This is a genomic window from Methanosarcina sp. UBA289 (assembly GCA_002496565.1).
Classification (GTDB): domain Archaea; phylum Halobacteriota; class Methanosarcinia; order Methanosarcinales; family Methanosarcinaceae; genus Methanosarcina.
Genome location: DAKJ01000018.1, coordinates 1 through 17,969 on the forward strand (window position 1 = coordinate 1; position 17,969 = coordinate 17,969).

The 17,969-nt window shown below is 41.8% G+C and carries 16 protein-coding genes and 3 tRNA genes; 8 read left to right on the forward strand and 11 right to left on the reverse strand.

Features of this window, described 5'->3' with window-relative positions; genetic code table 11:
- Positions 1-389 precede the first annotated feature (389 nt).
- The 4 genes from BP549_RS07900 to BP549_RS07915 all read left to right on the forward strand — a co-directional run bounded on the left by BP549_RS07900 (position 390) and on the right by BP549_RS07915 (position 2,589).
- A complete protein-coding gene (locus BP549_RS07900; protein ID WP_292371513.1) occupies positions 390-545 on the forward strand; it encodes a hypothetical protein in 156 nt (51 codons plus the stop codon).
- A 192-nt stretch (positions 546-737) separates the two neighbouring features.
- Positions 738-1,115 (forward strand): YnfA family protein, encoded by a 378-nt coding sequence (locus BP549_RS07905; RefSeq protein ID WP_292379644.1) that lies wholly within the window; start codon positions 738-740, stop codon positions 1,113-1,115.
- Complete coding sequence (locus tag BP549_RS07910; RefSeq protein WP_292371516.1) at positions 1,112-1,441, forward strand: YnfA family protein; 330 nt, start codon at positions 1,112-1,114, stop codon at positions 1,439-1,441. Before BP549_RS07905 ends, BP549_RS07910 begins: the two co-directional genes overlap by 4 nt.
- A gap of 212 nt (positions 1,442-1,653) precedes the next feature.
- Complete coding sequence (locus tag BP549_RS07915; RefSeq protein WP_292371518.1) at positions 1,654-2,589, forward strand: magnesium transporter CorA family protein; 936 nt, start codon at positions 1,654-1,656, stop codon at positions 2,587-2,589.
- Between the two features lie 194 nt (positions 2,590-2,783).
- Here BP549_RS07915 and BP549_RS07920 read toward each other — a convergent pair whose 3' ends face one another.
- Entirely contained in the window at positions 2,784-3,980 is a 1,197-nt protein-coding gene (locus tag BP549_RS07920; protein ID WP_292379646.1) for an ammonium transporter, read from the reverse strand.
- Between the two features lie 10 nt (positions 3,981-3,990).
- Positions 3,991-4,335, reverse strand: a complete 345-nt coding sequence (locus BP549_RS07925; protein ID WP_292371522.1) for a P-II family nitrogen regulator — start codon at positions 4,333-4,335, stop codon at positions 3,991-3,993.
- A 271-nt stretch (positions 4,336-4,606) separates the two neighbouring features.
- Between BP549_RS07925 and BP549_RS07930 the strand changes: the two genes are divergently transcribed.
- Positions 4,607-5,488 (forward strand): class I SAM-dependent methyltransferase, encoded by an 882-nt coding sequence (locus BP549_RS07930; RefSeq protein ID WP_292379649.1) that lies wholly within the window; start codon positions 4,607-4,609, stop codon positions 5,486-5,488.
- Positions 5,489-5,592: 104 nt separating this feature from the next.
- Here BP549_RS07930 and BP549_RS07935 read toward each other — a convergent pair whose 3' ends face one another.
- Complete coding sequence (locus BP549_RS07935; protein ID WP_292379651.1) at positions 5,593-5,715, reverse strand: hypothetical protein; 123 nt, start codon at positions 5,713-5,715, stop codon at positions 5,593-5,595.
- A 240-nt stretch (positions 5,716-5,955) separates the two neighbouring features.
- On the opposite strand from BP549_RS07935, the gene BP549_RS07940 reads away from it, so the two are divergent.
- Positions 5,956-8,349 (forward strand): cache domain-containing protein, encoded by a 2,394-nt coding sequence (locus BP549_RS07940; protein ID WP_292379653.1) that lies wholly within the window; start codon positions 5,956-5,958, stop codon positions 8,347-8,349.
- A gap of 175 nt (positions 8,350-8,524) precedes the next feature.
- The gene (locus BP549_RS07945) at positions 8,525-9,715 is read left to right on the forward strand and encodes a geranylgeranyl reductase family protein (protein WP_292379655.1); all 1,191 of its coding nucleotides are present in this window, start codon (positions 8,525-8,527) and stop codon (positions 9,713-9,715) included.
- A gap of 117 nt (positions 9,716-9,832) precedes the next feature.
- On the opposite strand, the gene BP549_RS07950 is transcribed toward BP549_RS07945, so the two are convergent.
- The 7 genes from BP549_RS07950 to BP549_RS07980 form a co-directional block, all read right to left on the reverse strand.
- The gene (locus BP549_RS07950) at positions 9,833-10,180 is read right to left on the reverse strand and encodes a tetratricopeptide repeat protein (protein ID WP_292379658.1); all 348 of its coding nucleotides are present in this window, start codon (positions 10,178-10,180) and stop codon (positions 9,833-9,835) included.
- A gap of 227 nt (positions 10,181-10,407) precedes the next feature.
- Positions 10,408-11,313 carry a hypothetical protein gene (locus BP549_RS07955; RefSeq protein WP_292379660.1) on the reverse strand — a complete coding sequence of 302 codons (906 nt, stop codon included), beginning with the start codon at positions 11,311-11,313 and terminating at the stop codon, positions 10,408-10,410.
- A gap of 267 nt (positions 11,314-11,580) precedes the next feature.
- Positions 11,581-13,014 carry a pyruvate kinase gene (gene pyk / locus BP549_RS07960; RefSeq protein ID WP_292380766.1) on the reverse strand — a complete coding sequence of 478 codons (1,434 nt, stop codon included), beginning with the start codon at positions 13,012-13,014 and terminating at the stop codon, positions 11,581-11,583.
- A 75-nt stretch (positions 13,015-13,089) separates the two neighbouring features.
- The gene (locus BP549_RS07965; protein WP_292379662.1) at positions 13,090-14,013 is read right to left on the reverse strand and encodes an aldolase; all 924 of its coding nucleotides are present in this window, start codon (positions 14,011-14,013) and stop codon (positions 13,090-13,092) included.
- Between the two features lie 504 nt (positions 14,014-14,517).
- Positions 14,518-14,590, reverse strand: a tRNA-Asn gene (locus BP549_RS07970).
- Between the two features lie 73 nt (positions 14,591-14,663).
- Positions 14,664-14,738 (reverse strand) — tRNA-Ile (locus BP549_RS07975).
- Positions 14,739-14,848: 110 nt separating this feature from the next.
- Positions 14,849-14,921 (reverse strand) — tRNA-Asn (locus BP549_RS07980).
- Positions 14,922-15,963: 1,042 nt separating this feature from the next.
- On the opposite strand from BP549_RS07980, the gene BP549_RS07985 reads away from it, so the two are divergent.
- Positions 15,964-16,107, forward strand: a complete 144-nt coding sequence (locus BP549_RS07985) for a hypothetical protein (protein ID WP_292379666.1) — start codon at positions 15,964-15,966, stop codon at positions 16,105-16,107.
- Positions 16,108-16,576: 469 nt separating this feature from the next.
- Here the strand turns inward: BP549_RS07985 and cobT are convergent, their stop codons facing one another.
- Positions 16,577-17,626 (reverse strand): nicotinate mononucleotide-dependent phosphoribosyltransferase CobT, encoded by a 1,050-nt coding sequence (cobT, locus tag BP549_RS07990; protein WP_292371537.1) that lies wholly within the window; start codon positions 17,624-17,626, stop codon positions 16,577-16,579.
- Between the last annotated feature and the right edge of the window lie 343 nt (positions 17,627-17,969).

Genomic DNA, 17,969 nt, shown 5'->3' on the forward strand with positions numbered 1-17,969 from the left:
CAATAACTCAAGTACACGACCAACAATTTAAGTAACCATATTAATACTTTTATATAAATTTTGTTATATAACCGAGAGAAATAGTCATACTGCATACATAGACAATTGTATTTATATATAGAAAAATAGCAAGACAATCTATTTCATTGATATCAGGTAAATGAGACAGACGTAGTATAATAATACCTGATAATACCTGAGTTAGATGGAATATCTTATTACAATGATGTTCAAAACCTTTTCCTGGTTTAAGAGTTAATGTGTACCTAAACCGATAAGAGATATTAGTGAATATACTAGCTAGTGAATATACTAACATGAAAAATTTCGATTGAAAGTTCAAATATGATAAAAGTTGGACTGTGGGAACATTAAATGAGGGTTTAAGTATGGTTAAGTGTTCGATTTGCGGAAAGGACGAAAATTCACTGCTTAGAGTTAAGCACAGAAAGCTTGGCATAATAAAGCTCTGCTTTGAATGCTGGGAAGTGGAAAACAGCAACAAGAATCTACTTCCTTCATGCGGATGTGACTGTTGTAAATGAGTTCATTCTCAGATGTTTGTAATTACTTTCTTCACTCAATTTCCTTGCTGTTCTGGATACCGAGTTCAGTATTACGATCTGCCGATAAGCTTTAAATCCTGCAATTCAGGAGTCTTACTGGCTTAGTTTACAAGACAAATGTCAATTATTCAAATCAGAACAGTTATATATTCTTTAGCAATTTTTGGAAACATGATAAAAATGGAATCAGGGAGTATATCCAGAAAAAGAAGCTTTGTTTATACTATTCTCCTGTTTATCCTTGCAGGCATTTTTGAGATAGGAGGAGGATACCTTCTGTGGTTGTGGTTGCGTGAAGGCAGAGGCCTTCTTTTCGCATTATCAGGATCAATTATCTTGTTTTTATATGGAGTCGTGCCCACTTTTCAGCCATCTTACTTTCACAGGATATATGCAACTTATGGTGGCATTTTTGTCGTTATGTCTATTTTATGGGGTTGGATCTTCGATAAAATCCCTCCTGATAGTTATGATCTCATAGGCGCCCTGATAATTCTTATTGGAGTGTCAATTATTTACTACTGGCCAAGAGAAGATGATAACATATGATTGATTCCATCGTCTCTCTTGGTCTATTTTTTCTGGCTGCACTTTTTGAAATAGGAGGAGGTTATCTTGTTTGGTTGTGGTTAAGGGAAAATAAAGGAGCATTATTTGGGCTCCTCGGAGGGCTGACATTAGCGATCTACGGAATAATTCCAACTTTTCAGCCTGCACATTTCGGCAGGGTTTATGCTGCCTACGGAGGAATCTTTATCGTTTCATCCCTGATCTGGGGGGCAATTATCGATAAGAAAAATCCCGACAAATATGAAATAATAGGGGCAGTGATTGCACTTGTAGGCGTACTTATAATGTTTTACATCCCTCGCTGACGAATTAGTATAAAGGAAAATTCAGGAAAAAGAAGAGGAAAGGAGAATAAAGAGGAAATTAAGACGAAAGAAAGTTTACTGAAGTAACAACACCTGCCAGAAATGTTTATTATGAAAATATATTTATAGATAAGCGATCTGCTTGAAGGTCTGTAATAATATTCTCATTTTGAGTGAGTGTAATCGCTACACTGCAACAGGGAGAGATATCCATGCTTCAAATATTCAAATCAACAGATTCCGGATTGGTAACCCTTGATCAGGTTGAAGACGGCGCATGGATTAATCTTATAAATCCAAAAGAGCAGGAAATAGTCTCCATCTCAAAAAATTTGAATATTCCAGTTGAACATCTTAAAGCTGCACTCGATGAAGAGGAGCGTTCCAGACTTGAAGTGGATGAAGGCTGTACTGTCGTATTAATAGATATACCCGTACCGAACACGAGCCTGCAGGATGGCGGAATTTATTTTACAATTCCCCTTGGGATTATAATTAACGACAAAAACATTGTTACAGTTTCTCTCCAGGAAAATTACGTAATTAATAGCTTTATCGAAAGGAGGATAAAATCTTTCTATACATTCAAAAAAACACGTTTTCTTTTACAGATCTTGTATAGAAACTCAAAGCTATATCTTCAATATCTCAGACGCATCGATAAAGCAAGTGATAAAATCGAGTCCAAATTGCATAAATCCCTGAAAAATGAAGAATTAATCCAGCTTCTTGAGCTGGAAAAAAGCCTTGTATATTTCTCTACATCTTTAAAAAGCAATGAAATAGTCCTTGAAAAAATCCTGAGATCCAATCCTGTAAAAATGTATCCTGAAGATACTGAGCTTCTTGAAGATGTCATAATAGAAAATAAGCAGGCAATCGAAATGGCAAATATTTACAGCAATATCCTGACAGGGACTATGGATGCATATGCATCGGTTATTTCCAATAACTTAAATATTGTCATGAAATTTCTTACTTCAGCTACAATCGTTCTGTCAGTCCCAACAATGGTTGCAAGCTTCTTTGGAATGAATGTTGACGTCCCTTTCGAGAATAATCCGCATGCATTTACAATTATTTTCATAATGACATTGGTTTCCTCGGTAGTTCTGGCTCTCACAATGGTAAAAAAACAGTTTTTCTGAATGTGGATTTTAAAATAAATCTTATCTGACTATCCAATTTTAAAAAGATGCGAAATCCAAGTCAGTAGACTCAATTATTAAAATTTGTCCCGAACCTGCTTCTTGATTGTTTGTGAGATTTTTTCCTCAATCTCCCATATCAAGGAAAAATTAGAAAAATGCAGGTAAAGCTTTGCCTGCATCACTTCCTGTACTCAAATATTATATGCAACTTCACCATGCTGCGTCTTGTCAAGTCCGATGTTTTCTTCACTTTCACTGACCTTAAGCCCTATAGTCCTGATGAGCACAAACCCTATCAGGAGGGTACAGAGAGCTGCATAAATAGCCGTAATGGCGACGCCTTCAAACTGGATAAGTAACTGGCTGGAATTTCCAAGAAGGAGTCCGGTGGCCGATCCCACGCTTGCAAATATACCTGTCAGAAGCGCACCTGTTATTCCTCCTACTCCATGTACTCCAAAGGCATCCAGCGAATCGTCATATCCGAACCTTCCTTTAAGTTCCACAGCTTTGTAACACACGAAGCTTGTGATCACACCTATAGGAATTGCTGCAATTGGAGTGACAAAGCCTGAGGCTGGAGTTATTGCAACAAGTCCTGCCAGAACCCCTGTTGCAAATCCCAGAGCAGTTGGATGCCCCAGATGGTACCATTCCAGTGCCATCCAGACAAATCCTGCGGCTGCTGGAGCTACTAGCGTTGTAATGAATGCAAGAGCTGCAATCTGATTTGCAGCAAGGGACGAACCCGCGTTGAACCCAAACCATCCAAACCAGAGCAGCCCGGCTCCAAGAAGCGTCAGAGTAACGTTATGAGGCTTTATTGAATCTACTCCATAGCCCCGCCTCTTGCCAAGGTAGGTTAAGATTGCAAGCGAGGAGATACCTGAAGTTATGTGAACAACCGTGCCTCCTGCGAAGTCCAGAGCTTTTCCTGTTAGGAATCCGCCACCCCAGACCCAATGGCAGACGGGTGCATATACAAGAAGTCCCCACAGTGCGATGAACGCGAGGTAAGATTTAAACTTAACCCGGCCTACAATTGCACCTGAAATTAAAGCAGGTGTGATTATTGCAAACATTCCCTGAAACGCAACAAATGCATAGGTAGGAATTGTGCCTGTTACCGAGTATACATCAATACCGTTTAGTAATGCATGTCCAAGGCCCCCCACAAACCAGTTGCCCTCGGAAAAGGCAAGCGAATAACCTATTAATATCCATTCCAGAGCCATGACGCCCATTGCAACGAATGAATGCATCATGCTGCTCAAAACGTTTTTACGCTGGACCAGCCCACCGTAGAATAGAGCCAGTCCGGGAACCATTAATAATACTAAAGCAGATGAAATCAGTACCCACACTGTATCTGCTGCTTCGATAGCCATGTTTATCCCCTCATAACGCGTCAGGTCCGGCTTCGTTTGTGCGAATCCGTATTACGTCCTCAAGTGGAAGCACAAAGACCTTACCGCTTCCGATGTAGCCATCATTGCCTTTCGCTCCAGTCTTTATTGCTTCAATAATTGGTTGAAGGAAATGATCTTCCACTGCAATTTCGATCTTAATTTTTTCAAGCAGGTTTGCCTCATGCTCTATCGCCCTGTAAAGCTCCAGATGCCCTTTTTGTGCACCGTAACCAGCGACAGATGAGACTGTTAATCTGTTTACCTCAAGTTTTTGAAGCTCTCGTTTGACCGCATCAAGTCTTTCCGGCCTTATGATTGCGATTATATATTTCATCTCAACCACCAATCGGTAACTTGTGTCCTACTTTATAGTATATAAAACCATCCGTGAAGATTTAAATTTTTTACACAGCTTGGAAAAAAGGTTCTAAATTAGAACTGGTTTTTTTCTATAGTTGTAGAGCCTAAAATGAGTTTTCCGCGTTTTCTGTAGTCAGAATAGATAGAGATATAGAAAAGAGAAATCCGAGTTATATAGTTCTGCTTTCCTGTTATCTAGCGATACTGTAAAAGGGCTTTTATTTAGCGAAAGCAGATTTAGGGATATGTTTGAAGAGATAGGAAGTATAAGAAACGAGGCTGATGAGATTTCCCTGCAAATTCTTGCCCTTTTTAGGGACAGTATCAGTGAGATTCACCTCAATGAGCCTGAATCCGTGTCAGAATATTTTAAGCCGGAATATTCTCACTACGTTGTGGTACACACTCCTTTGGATATCCGGTTCCCTGAAAAAAGGGAAGAATGGAATATGCGCTTTTGCAGGGGTGCCGGAGTTTCGATTGTGGAACCTGTTGTAGCTGAAGCCGGCAGGATTTACGTAAAAGGGCTCATGGCAGTTAACGGGTCAAAAATCTATGCTATCCTTCCGTTTACAGCAATAGATGCGGAAAAAACGAATAAGTCGGCATATCCTGAAGACCGCATGGCACGTGTGCGGGAGCGGATGCTTCCTGTTATGCTCCCCGACATAAAAGGAGAAATAATCCTCGATATTGGCAGCGGTTTTGGAAACCTCACAATAGAGCTTGCAAAAAATAACCCGGATTCACAGGTTTACGGCATTGATATTCACGATTCCCTTACAGGTCAGTCACAGATGAATGCCGATGTCCTTAGTGTGTCAAATGTGGAGTTCAGGACCGGAAGTGCCTATGCCCTGCCTTTTGAAGCCGGTTCGGTGGATGTAGCTACTTGCTTTTTAATGCTTCACCACCTTGAAGACATTAAATTTGCCCTATTCGAGATAAAAAGAGTGCTTAAAAACAGGGGCCTGTTGATAGCAGTTGAGCCGCTTGCACATCAGCACCCACACGGCCCCCAACTCTCTGAGGCTGAGTGGAAAGGAATTTTTGAAGATGTCGGCTTCGCTGTAGAGACTGATAGTCTGGGAGGGGCGGCGATCCTGAAAGCTCTAAAAAGAGAATGAAATTATGTCACATCTCGGCTGCCGCTCGATAAACCAGCTCGTGTAGCATTCCTATCAGAGCTCCGTGTTTATAGTACTCTATTTTCCGACTTCAAGCAGGAGCTTTAATTGCTTCTCCGATGGACCTCGACAAAGATCACAAAGTCATACTGGCCGAGTACATAGTAATTGGCAAACGATTCGCCGCCACCGCCTGGAAGATCTCCTTTTCCTTTCACCTCTGTCAACAAAATATTTCATCTACTCAATAGCTTTTTATGTCAGTTTTCCAAGGATAACATAAATTGACGTGCAGAAATGTATAATCGTTAAAGTATATAGTTTAATAGATATTTTTTGGAAAAAGCACGCATTTGCAGGATATTGAGCACTCTAATTTTCCAGTTTCTCCTCTCAAAAGGGTTATCTTTTGCAAATTGGTGAGAAGCATTGAGTATTCATTTATATATTGATTATAGACTATTTTCATGTCGCTATCTCTACGCTACACGTATCTTATCCTTATTACAGTGTTGCTTGGAGCGCTGCTTCCAACTGCCGGATGTCTTCCGGAAAGCGAAGCTGCATCCACAGACCAGAACGACACTACGATGTCAGCCAATCTGACATACTACACCGAACAGCTACCGCCCTATAATTATATAGAGAACGGTACACTGCAAGGGATTTCCGTTGAACTTCTTGAAGCAATCACCGAGAAGATGGGAAAAAAAGTGGCACGGGAAGAGATAAAACTCGTTCCCTGGACTGAGGGATACCAGGCTGCTCTCAGCGGAAATAATACCGTGCTTTTCACTACCGTAAGGAATCTCGAGCGTGAGCAATCCTTCAAATGGGCCGGGCCCATCTATACATATACCAATGTTCTCTTTGCCCGACCGGACCAGGAAATCACAATAAAGAGCCCTGAAGATCTGAGAGGATACAGGATCGGGGTAGTTGTTGATGATATCGCAGTCCAGCAACTGCTCGATGCTGGTGTCAATAAAAGCCAGCTCGTGCAGGAGACAAATGCATCTATTCTTGTTGAAAAACTAGATAACGGTGAGATTGACCTGTGGGCATACCCGGAAGAAGCAGGCAGGTACTTTTCCGAACAGATAACAGGGAACTACTACTCCTACAAGGTCGTGTATAAATTACAGACCCAGGATGTTTACTATGCCTTCAGTAAAGATGTCCCAGATTCAGTCGTTCAATCCTTCCAGCAGGCACTCGATACAGTCAAACAGGAGAAAGACGCTGCGGGAATCAGTACTTATGAGCGGATTCTCGGGAGATACATTCCATCGATAGGCCTTACTCAGCTCAATTACCTGACTGAAGAATGGGCTCCCTTCAATTACCAGGATAAGGGGAATGTCACCGGGATCTCTGTTGAGATACTTGAGGCGGTCTTCAAAAATACTGGCGTAAACCGCTCACAGGCAAATGTCCGCATTTTCCCTCTGGAAGAAGGCTTCCAAATCGCACAGAACAACACCAGTACGGTGCTTTTCTCCATCGTTCGAACACCCGAACGCGAGTCTCTCTACAAGTGGGCAGGACCTTTTACTAAAGCTAGTTTCGTTCTCTATGCCCCAATGAGCAGGAATATTACAATATCTTCTCCAGAGGATCTTAATAAGTACCGGATCGGCGTGGTAAAATCCTCCATCGAAAATAACCTCCTCACCAGCCAGGGCGTGAATGCGTCACAAATTGTCAATGGCAAAAATCCAGAGGATCTCCTCAGGATGCTGGAAGAGGGCCAGATCGATCTTTGGGCAACTGGTGATCTCGCCGGGCGGCATCAGATGCTACAGACTGCAACGGACCCCAATGCCTATGGGATCGTATATACTCTGAAAGAGGATGACTTGTACTATATCTTTAGTAAGGATGTCCCAGATACATTGGTCAACGCTTTCCAGCAGGCACTTGAGAATGTGCGAAACCAGAAAGATGCACAGGGGGTCAGCGATTATGAGCGGATCATCTACCGGAACCTCGGGGTTGGATGCACCCGGCAGACATTCACGGATGATGCGGTAGTGAAACTTGTAAATACAACCGCTGCAGCCGTTGAGAAGAACGCCTCGAATACTTTCCGGCGCATCAATGCGGGCGAAGCGCCGTATAGAGACGCTAAGGATCCTGCCCTTTACACTTTCGTGTACGATGAGAACCTGACCATCGTTGCTCATGCAGATAACATTCAGCTTGTCGGCATGAACTTTAAGGGCAAGACAGATGTTACTGGTAAACTGTTTCGTGATGAAATACTAGAAGGAGCATTGAAAAACGGGACTGGTTGGGTGGATTATGTTTATATGCATCCAGTGCAGACGAATCTGTACTATAAAACCACCTACTATCGGTTAACTAATGGAAGCGATGGTAAGTCCTACATTGTATGCAGTGGCAATTATAAGCGCTGCGATAACCAATCGGAAGTGACACCAGGCTCCAGCCCGATGCCAGTTAACAACTCCACTGTATCTCCTGAGAAGCTCGTAGCATTCGTCGAGAAAGCCTTCGAATATACGCACGTACACGGACGGGAAACTGCTCTTCAGGAATTCAACAACCAGACAGGCCAATTCGTTGATGGCGAACTTTATATCTTCGCATACGACATGAACGGCACCACGTTAGCTCTACCCTTCCAGCCCGAGCTTCTTGGGACAAGCCGATGGAATGCCACGGACGCTAACGGCACCGCATATATCCAGGATCTGATCGCCACCGCGAAATCCGGTGGAGGTTTCGTCAGGTATCTGTATGCAGATCCTGCCGATAATTTCACCGTCAAACAAAAACTTAGCTATGTGATGATGGTGGATCAGAACTGGATCATCGGATCAGGAACTTACACGTGATGCAAGAGGAGAACTCATCCAGACAAACAGTGGGAATCTTCTTGCACATAATACCCCGGGCACATATCTTGGCCTTTTGATTGTCCGGGGAATTTATTTTGCGAGCTTCGGGAAAGGATTAATAAATAGTTCCCTGTAAATTGCAAGCTGAAATAAATGACAGGAAGACTCTTTCATGATCCCCGAAGCCTCGTATGATGTAATTGTTGTGGGCGCAGGCCCTGCAGGCTCTACAGCCGCCCGGTATGCTGCAAAAGATGGCGCCTCGGTGCTTCTTCTTGACAAAAAAAGAGAGATCGGAAGCCCTATTCAGTGTGCCGGCTTTCTTCCAGATGCTTCGGAAATCCAGGCCCTACTCCCTGAAGCTAGGCTTCCGGACACACTGAAAAATTATCCAGATTCCTGCGTGCTGCAGAGGATTGATACTCAGCGTTTTATCACTCCAAACTGCAACATAAAGGAATTTGCTGTCAGGGGGACAGTCCTTGACCGGCGCAGATATGACCAGTTCCTTGCCGAGCAGGCTGCAAGAGCAGGCGCTGAACTGATGGTTAAAACCCGCGTGGTGAAATTTGAAGGCACAGTTGTTGAGACTTCGGGAGTTTTTGGAAAACATAGAATAAAAGCAAAAGCAATTATCGGAGCTGACGGCCCAAATTCTCTAGTTGCAAAATCAAAAGGGCTTGCCCTTAAGCCAGAATCAAGGGTAACTTCGGTTGCTCTAGAATACCAGGTAAGGAATGTGGATATTGATCCTTCTTCCCTGGAAATGTATTTCGGAAAGGATTTTGTGCCCGGCGGCTATGCATGGATTTTTCCCGAAGGCCGAGATCGGGCAAACGTAGGAATCGGAATCCGAAGCGGTATGGCTGAAAAAGGGATTTCTGCAAAAGAATACCTGCACCGCTTTATGCGAAATCATCCGCTTGCGGGACCAAAACTGAAAAACAGCATAATTATGAACGTGATTGCAGGCATTATCCCTGTAAATGGCGCTCCGGAAAAAACAGCAAATGAAAACACGCTGATTGTAGGAGACGCGGCTGGCCAGATATTTGCAACAAACGGAGGTGGAATCCCTCCTGCAATGATTGCCGCAAAAGTAGCAGGAGAAACTGCAGCCGAATTTGCAGCCGGAAAATGCAGGCTTGAAGAATACGACCGCCGCTGGCGAGCTCAGTTTGGATCTGCACTTGAAACATCGGTACAGGCAAGACAACTCATGGATGGAATTATGAAATCCGATACTCTCATGAATGCAGCTTTCAAACTTATTTCTCCTGAGCAGATGAAAGTCATGCAATGCGGAAAACTCCCAGGCCCAGTAAAACTTGGACTTCAAGCGCTGAACCGGAGAAGGAAGTAAAGGTATGAGGATATTATCCCCAAAACCTATCTGGCGTGATCGACGGCGTAATTGTTGCGTCGGTTGAGAAAAAAAATCGAGAACTCGGGGCTCTTCCTTTACACTTCTTATGCTTCCTTAATTTTTCTCTCCTCCCTTTTCTCCGGCTTTTGCTTCGGCTGCCCTAATCTTTCTTAATTCGGTTTCTGCATCCTCTTTGTTGTACTTTGCTTCCGGGTAGGCAGGCCGGATCTCAAGGGCTTTATCAAAAGAGGCAATAGCTTCTTCGTACCGTTTGAGAATTACGTATTCAAGCCCTCTGAGGTTCCAGACTCCTGCAAAATCAGGTTTCAGCTTCAGAACCTTATCGAAGTACTCTATTTTTTTTTCGGGATCGAGTTCACTGGTTGCAAGACCATACCATTCCTCTGCAGTTTTGCCTTCAATTTTCTTTTTGAATAAGCTGTCCAGAAATCCCAATAGCATCACTTCCCATTTATAAGATAGATTTAACAGGTAGAAATAGATGATTCTTCTTTAGCCAGAATAGCAAAAAGGAAATAAAATCAAAATCAGAAAAAAACAATATCATAATATGAGACAAAATTTTCATGCCAAATAGAAAATTAAATCAAGATCCAGAATTGAAAATGATATCGAAAATACGAAATGTTAAAAGCTTAAGGTCATTTAAAAAAGGTAAAATTGGAAGCTTACTGTGAAAGCCTCTGTGTTTCATTAAGTAAGTTTCCAAAGTCGGATGTAATTGTCATTTTGGTAATGTTTTCTGAGGTAGTTACGTTATAGGTTACTCCTCGTTCAGTGGAGTTTACCTGCAGAGCCTGAAGATTTTCAATGAATTCGGGTTCTGGATTGAGGTAAAGAGACGTCTGCTTGTAACTGCCATCATCTAGTTTTTTAAGCTCTGTGTAGAGCTTCTCGGCCGGGATATTAGTGGAATTCGTCTTTGTGACCACTTCCTGATAGAAGCTTCCTTTCGGATCCGCCTGGCTAAGGAGACTATCGTATTCGGTTGTAGCAGTTTCATTTCCTTCCAGTACGTCAATTATATCTTGCGCGCTCTGGCGAGAGCTAAGGATCACAGGGCTTCCTGCGACGTTCCAAATATCATGGGTATTGTTTGTCCTCGCAAGGAGACTGTAGTTATCGTACTGGACTGCTCCCCAAGGCATTAAGATTTTCTGTTCCGGAATCTGGTGGAGTTCGAACCCATTACCATCAGCGTAAACTGCCCCGTAGCGTCTGGTTACATCTGCTCCATATAGAGAGTACATCATTGATGTATTCCCAAAGACCTGTTCAAAGGGGGTTCCTGTTGTTCTCTGCAGGTCTACATATGTGGCACTTACTACCCCTTCAGGGGACATGTTTAATCCGTCGGCAATGGAGTTGAATTCATGGTGGACCTGCCTGCCAGGAACTTGAGAAAAAGCGATCGTAGTATTATCCTCTATAGTCTTAGAAGAGGAAGCATCATCACTATTATCTTTATTTGAGTCGCTTGAAAAGAAGACTGCACCGGCTGACAGAAGCATTGTTAATGCTAAAAAAACAGCCAGATACTTCTGGTTTTTTGTTGCTGGGTCCTTTTGTTTCATCAATGAAACCTCATAACATAAACTTAATTTTTACTGACAGTAGAGATCATGCACATGATGTCTAACTTGATATCTAAACACATTGGCTTAAACATTCCGACATTAGAAATCATGCACTTGATATCTAAACATATCGACTTAAACATACTGGTTTGAGATTTATTGAGATAAGAAGTTTTCCTAATATTCCACTCATAAAACTGGATGTTGGATCTCATACCGGTACTCGAATTTAAACTGGAATTCTTCATATGACCTACGCCTTCTTCACTCAAGGGTGAGAATTTTAAGCATATTTGTGCCTCCAGGTTTTCCTAAAGGAGGCCCTTGGGTGAAAATAACAATGTCTCCGCTTTTTACAAATCCCAGTTCTTTGGCTATTTCAGTAGTCTCTTTTTCCCAGCTTTCAATTTTCTCTTTTACAATAACGGGATAAACACCATAAGATAAAGAGAGGAAGCTGCAGGTTCTCGGAACGCGGCTGAAAGCAAGGATCCAGGTTTCGGGCTTGAAGCGTGAAATCCTGCGGGGAGTTGCTCCACTTCTCGTAGGGGTCAGTACGGCTGCGACAGGCAATTTTTGCAGGGCTTCGTGCACCTGGAGGGTTATTACCTCATCTACTGACATTTCCCTTGCAGTTATGCCCTTAATAATAGTATCAAGACCCCATTTTGTCTTGGAACGCCATTCTTCTGTGGTTTTTGCAATTTTTGCCATCATCTCAACGGCTTCCACAGGATAATTACCAACAGCTGTTTCTTCAGAAAGCATGACAGCGTCTGTGCCATCAAGAATTGCATTGGCAACATCGGTCGCCTCTGCGCGAGTAGGCCTTATGTTATCGGTCATTGAAGCCAGCATGTGAGTGGCTGTAATTACTGGAATTCCAAGAAGTTTTGCACTTTGGATAAGTTCTTTCTGAACTGAGGGAACTTCCTGAATAGGAATTTCGACCCCGAGATCTCCTCTGGCGACCATGAGGGCATCGGTTTCTTTTAGTATCTCCTGAATATTTTCTACAGCTTGTCTGCGCTCGATTTTAGCAACGATACATACAGACTTTCCTCTAGCTGCAGCAAAATTCCGGACCTTAAGAATGTCGTTTGCAGTTTCTATAAAGGAAATACTAAAAGTGTCAATCCCTTCATTAAGGGCAAACTCAAGGATCTTAAAGTCTTTTTCCGTTACAGAGTCAAGGAACACCTTTGCCCCTGGCAGGTTCAACCCTTTTTGAGAGTAAAGCTGACCCCCAATAAGAACCTCGCAAAGCACGTCTTTTCCGTAGATTTCCAAACAGCGAAGCTGGATAAACCCATCGCTTAAGTAAATAATGCTCCCTGGAACCACGCTTTCCGGAAGCTGTTTATAGCTTACGGAAATACGGCTCTCATCTCCGAGAGCCTCATCAACCGTAAGGGTCACAAAGTTTCCTTTGTGAAGCATGATAGGTTCTTTTTCCAATTTACCTATACGGATCTTCGGGCCTGGCAGATCGGCAAGAATCGCAACGGTTCTGTCAAGCTCCGCTGCAACCTTGCGGACTCTCCGGATTACTTCTCTATGGCTTTCAAAGCTTCCGTGGGAAAAGTTGATCCTTGCCACGTTCATGCCAGCAAGCACAAGTTCCCGGATCACTTCCTCGGAAGAGGAAGCCGGGCCTATTGTGCAGACTATTTTTGTCTTATGGTCCGGAATTTTCATATTTTCACGCATTTAATGCCCAGCCTCTTGTCAGTGATTAGCCTTTGTAAATCTTATCGTTTTCTGCAGTCTTTGTTATTTACCCTTATAGATCTTAAGGGCCTCTTCAACGCTTGCGTCTTCAACCGTTATTGCATAGACCGCATTGCACATGCGGACAGCCTCATCAAGAGTTCTCTGGTGAATATTTCTTCCGGTTGCATTTCCCTGTGCTCCAGAAACGTGAATCTGATCATAGAGCTTTTTCAGGAAGGCTTCGGCTTCATCACTTGAACCGCCTGCGCAAACCACTCTGGTACGCCCTGCGGCTCTGATAGCTTCCTTGAAGATCTCTGCAGACTTTGCCCCTTCTTTTTTCGGATAATTGACCTTTACAAAGTCCGTACCAAGACAGGCTCCCACTCCTGTTGCTCCTGCAATAAGGTGCGGGTCTTTTTCATCTTTTACTGCAGTTCCGCGAGGATAGATCCAGAGTACGGATAACATGCCATGCTGGTGAGCATCGTAAACTACTTGAGCGGCCTGCACAAGCATTTCAGCTTCAAACTCGCTGCCGAGGTAGATTGTATACCCTACACCAAGAATATTAAGCTCGCTATTTTCCTTAAATTCAACGACCTGATCAACATCATACCAGAGGTTGCTAAAAGGATCAGCCTGAGCAGTCTCAACAAGATTGGTTTTGGAGTTTACCTTTACAAGATATGGCACATCCTTGTAGTCCATACCATAGCGAGCGATAAGCCCAAGCTGGGTTGCAAAAACTCCTATTTTTGCCTGGGATGCTATCTTGAAAAGGTGTTCGGGATCAGCATCGTCCTCAGGCACTCCTTCTCCGTAAAAGTCATCGTTAAGATGCTCTACCTTCTGGTCGCCTGCAAAAAGCATCAGCCTTCCGGTTCCCCGTGTCATTTCCATATAATTATTTACGTATGTTTCACGCATTGCTTTTGGGACATCTAAAGGTACGATTACATCTTCTTTGTTAATTGAAATCATATGTATAAACCTCAGTTTTATTCTATGGTTATTAGTTGGATGGTAGTAATACTGTGAAACTGTATTTATCTATTATCTATAATCTGTAACCCTTCTACTATCTTATCCCCCACAAGGCATCAATAGTTTTTTACATGGTATTGTCAAGTCTATTCAGGAATCGAATTTGTTGATATTCTCCTGAAATTTCTGACTCCCCATGTATGATTTTAAAAATATATTCGATTAAAAACTGTATGTTCCTAAAATTTAAAAATTTAATCAATAGGCAGGTTCAGATAAAACAAATTCAAAGCTGGCTTCAGATAAAACAAATTCAAAGCTGGCTTCAGATAAAACAAATTCAAAACTGGCTTCAGATGAAATAAACCAAAAGGAACAGGCAAGAATGCAAAGTAATCTCATTTCAGTAAAATAAACCTTGAAAGTCCCTTTCAATGAAAAAAAATAAAAATAACCAGAAAATAATGTAATCGATAAAAAATAAAAATTAGAAGAATTTTACGCCGCTTGCAGGGCTCGAACCTACGACATTCTGGTTAACAGCCAGACACTCTACCAACTGAGTTAAAGCGGCTTTCTGATAGGAGAGTTATTATATATTACACTAGAGCTTCCTTATACAAGAGATTCTTTGGATATAAAGTTTATGGGCCTGACCGGATTTGAACCGGTGACCACTCGGTTATGAGCCGAGCGCTCTAACCTGACTGAGCTACAGGCCCTTATGGACTTAATAGCGTGATTAGTAACTTTTAGTATGGCTATAATAATAAAGTTTTTGCATATGTATTTTCCATTCAGGAAATATTAATATAAAAATGCAAAAATTTTACGCCGCTTGCAGGGCTCGAACCTACGACATTCTGGTTAACAGCCAGACACTCTACCAACTGAGTTAAAGCGGCTTATGTTATCGGATGTGCCCGTTTTGCCCACCCTGTCGCGAACATTCCTAAAGCGATGATCTTATTTATATATTTCGCTTGGAGCCGTTTTAATAGCCATAACTGAGTTGAAAAATCTGACAACGTGAATGCCTGTTAATCCAGAATATTATCAGTCTGGCCATTATATATTGTTTCCAAACCCGTTTATTTTTATTTTTCACTCACTTATCGCTTATTAACAAATATCATTATTTAATTTCTGTTCAATGTATAGTTTATTCAACAACTTATTCAATTATAATTGTTCAATCTCTGTTAGATTAATAGACATATAGGTGACTTGAATTATGGTTAAATCGGTATCGGTAAAACTAATGGAATTTAATTAACACTTTTAAATTGAACTACTATTAAACTGAACTGCTGTTAAACTGAACTGACATCAATAAATTGATGTTTATTTAACTAATGGAATTAAATTAAAATGCCTTATTAAATAGCGGTCTAACTCCTACTAATAAGACCTACCAATAATCCCTGCTGTCATTTTCGAATTTATTTTCCCCTCACTTTATAGCACTCCATGGAGAGCCTCCGACCTAGCCACACGGCATCCTTTTTCCTCTTGATTGTATAAAAAGCAGTTCATATTGAGCCAAAACTTATATCTTATCAGGAATAATATATTTGATTAGCTTGTTGTAGCAATTTGCAGCGAGGTCGGACGGGTCTGATTTTAAGCAATTAACTCATATCGCTTAAAAAGACTTTATCTGCGGTCCTGTCCGGGGGAATTAATGTATTGTCATTTAAAGGTCAAAAACAGATTTTAGTTGTAACTTCAAGGTTCAGGGTCAGTAGTTTTCCGTACTGATTGATATTCTTTCAGATACTTTGTGTACTGTCAGAGTATCTTTTCGGGCTTTTGACCACCTGATCTTGCAGTTTTAAAAAAATGGAAAATCCAAGGGGGTTTGTTTACGAAAAGGCTAAAAATATGTCCAAAATGCCATGCTAGACTGAAAGTGAGCTCAGATGGGAAAATGGAGTACTGTAGCATTTGCAAGTACTGGACAAAAGTGGGTACTGCAAGGCTCGATTCGATTATGATTTATGGATGAGGACCCTGCATGAGAAACGCAAATGTTTCTATGTTTTGCAGCGTATGCCAGACGGCGTTGAAACGTCAAGTCCTAGGTTCTAATGTCTTCTACTACTGCCGGAACTGTGGAAGTGTGAGCTCGGAATCATATTTATCAGAGGGGATAAACGTTCTCCACTCCCAAAAACCACCGACATATATAGGTATGAGATCTTCGCCTTCAAACCTTATGAAGACACCTAAACCGCTATAATTAAAACTTGGACTGAAAAAAGGAGTTTGATTTTTAAAAAGCTGGAAAAATTAGCTTATAAAGAGCCTTAATGGCTCCAAACTCTCTTTTTAAAGTTGATATAAAATTTAACGATTTAATTATTACGTTTTTATATGTTACAGATCATATTATTCTGAATAATCATCGGTCTTTCATAATTCCTTGACTGAAAATTTCGTAAACCTTTTCAATATTTCGTGCTAGAATAAAATAATTTAAAAAATAAAGAAAAGGATTGAATTAAGAAAGTTATTTAAAAGGGTTAATTCCTTAAAAATCAGTCAGAAGGCGGCTATTTTAATGCCCTGCTTTGAGTAGTTTGCAAACATTTTCTACTTCTGTCCTGAAATCGTCCTGGGAGATTCCGTAGAGACCTGCAAGATACATTGCTCCGCCAGCGCCTGCACCCTCTTTGATCGTACCTGTCTCATATCTTTGAAGCCCTTTGAGTTCGGACTTTCCAAATCCAGGATCCGCAACGTAAACCACGGGCACCCCGAGGATTCTGGTAAGTTCGGAAAAGTTTGCGGATTTATCCTCCACGACGTACCGAGTAGTAGCAATTGCCAGCTTTTCCGTATTGAAACCCAGATGTTTGATCAGGGCATACACTGCTACCATCTGAGTCCCCCCCGCAAGCACGACACTGACATCAGTGCCCTGGAAACCTGCGACAAGCCCTACAACAGCAGGCATCATCGGATCTCCCATGCAGGCAATAGCTTTCACGGGATCATCTTTCAGGCAGCCAAACGTCAAGCCTGATGCTTTCAAGCCTTCTTCAATAACCTGTTTTTTTAGTTCAAGAGGATTCTCATCAGCACTGCTGCTGACATTTCCATTATATCCCAATGCCATTAAAACTCCCATTGCGGTTGTTGTGCCTCCCGGGATGCTTTCTCCGATGACTACATGATCTACCTGGTTTCTGAGCCTCTTGGCCAAGAACTTTGCTCGTTCGTAGATTCCCTGTACATCATTGACTGCAATTGGTTTCCGAATATCCTCTCCGGGCTTTGCCTTGAGGTCAATGCACGGAACTTCCGGAGTTACAATAAGACCGGAATTAATGAAATGATAAGGAACATCTGTAAGTTTCAATGCAGAACGGGTCATAATTGCAGGAGTAGGGGTATCATAAGGAGGAGTCATGGGAAGAACGGGTACGCTTATAATATTTCCTGTTTCCATAAGTTCCGCATCTCCTGCAGGCGTATAGTCCGTAAGTTCAGCCGTTTTTCCTGCAGCTGAAAGCTTGGGAATATGCGCGGTTTTGGTATTGGAAAGGACGCATAAAAACATTGGTCTTCTGGGTTTTCTGATTACTTCCGGTTCGATCCAAGACATTATTGTATCTCCTTCATGCAAGCGTTACTTGACCAAATAGTTACTGGGTTTTCTATCAAACCATTTCTCAAAAGGCTTGCGTTGCATCTCTTGACCATGCAGCTACTCGAGGTTTTCGCTCAAGTCTTTTTCTCAAAAAGCTTGACCGCAAGCTTTTGCAAAAAAATTTAAATTCATTCCGAGATCTAATGAGAATTATTCAACTTACTATTTAATATTTATCCATAAACAAATATATTTTAATATTACTCAAATTAAATTTACTTTATTTATCTTTATTTTCGGACTCAGATACAGGATATTGATTGAGCTTCTATTAAAGATCAGTTGAGTAAATCCTTAT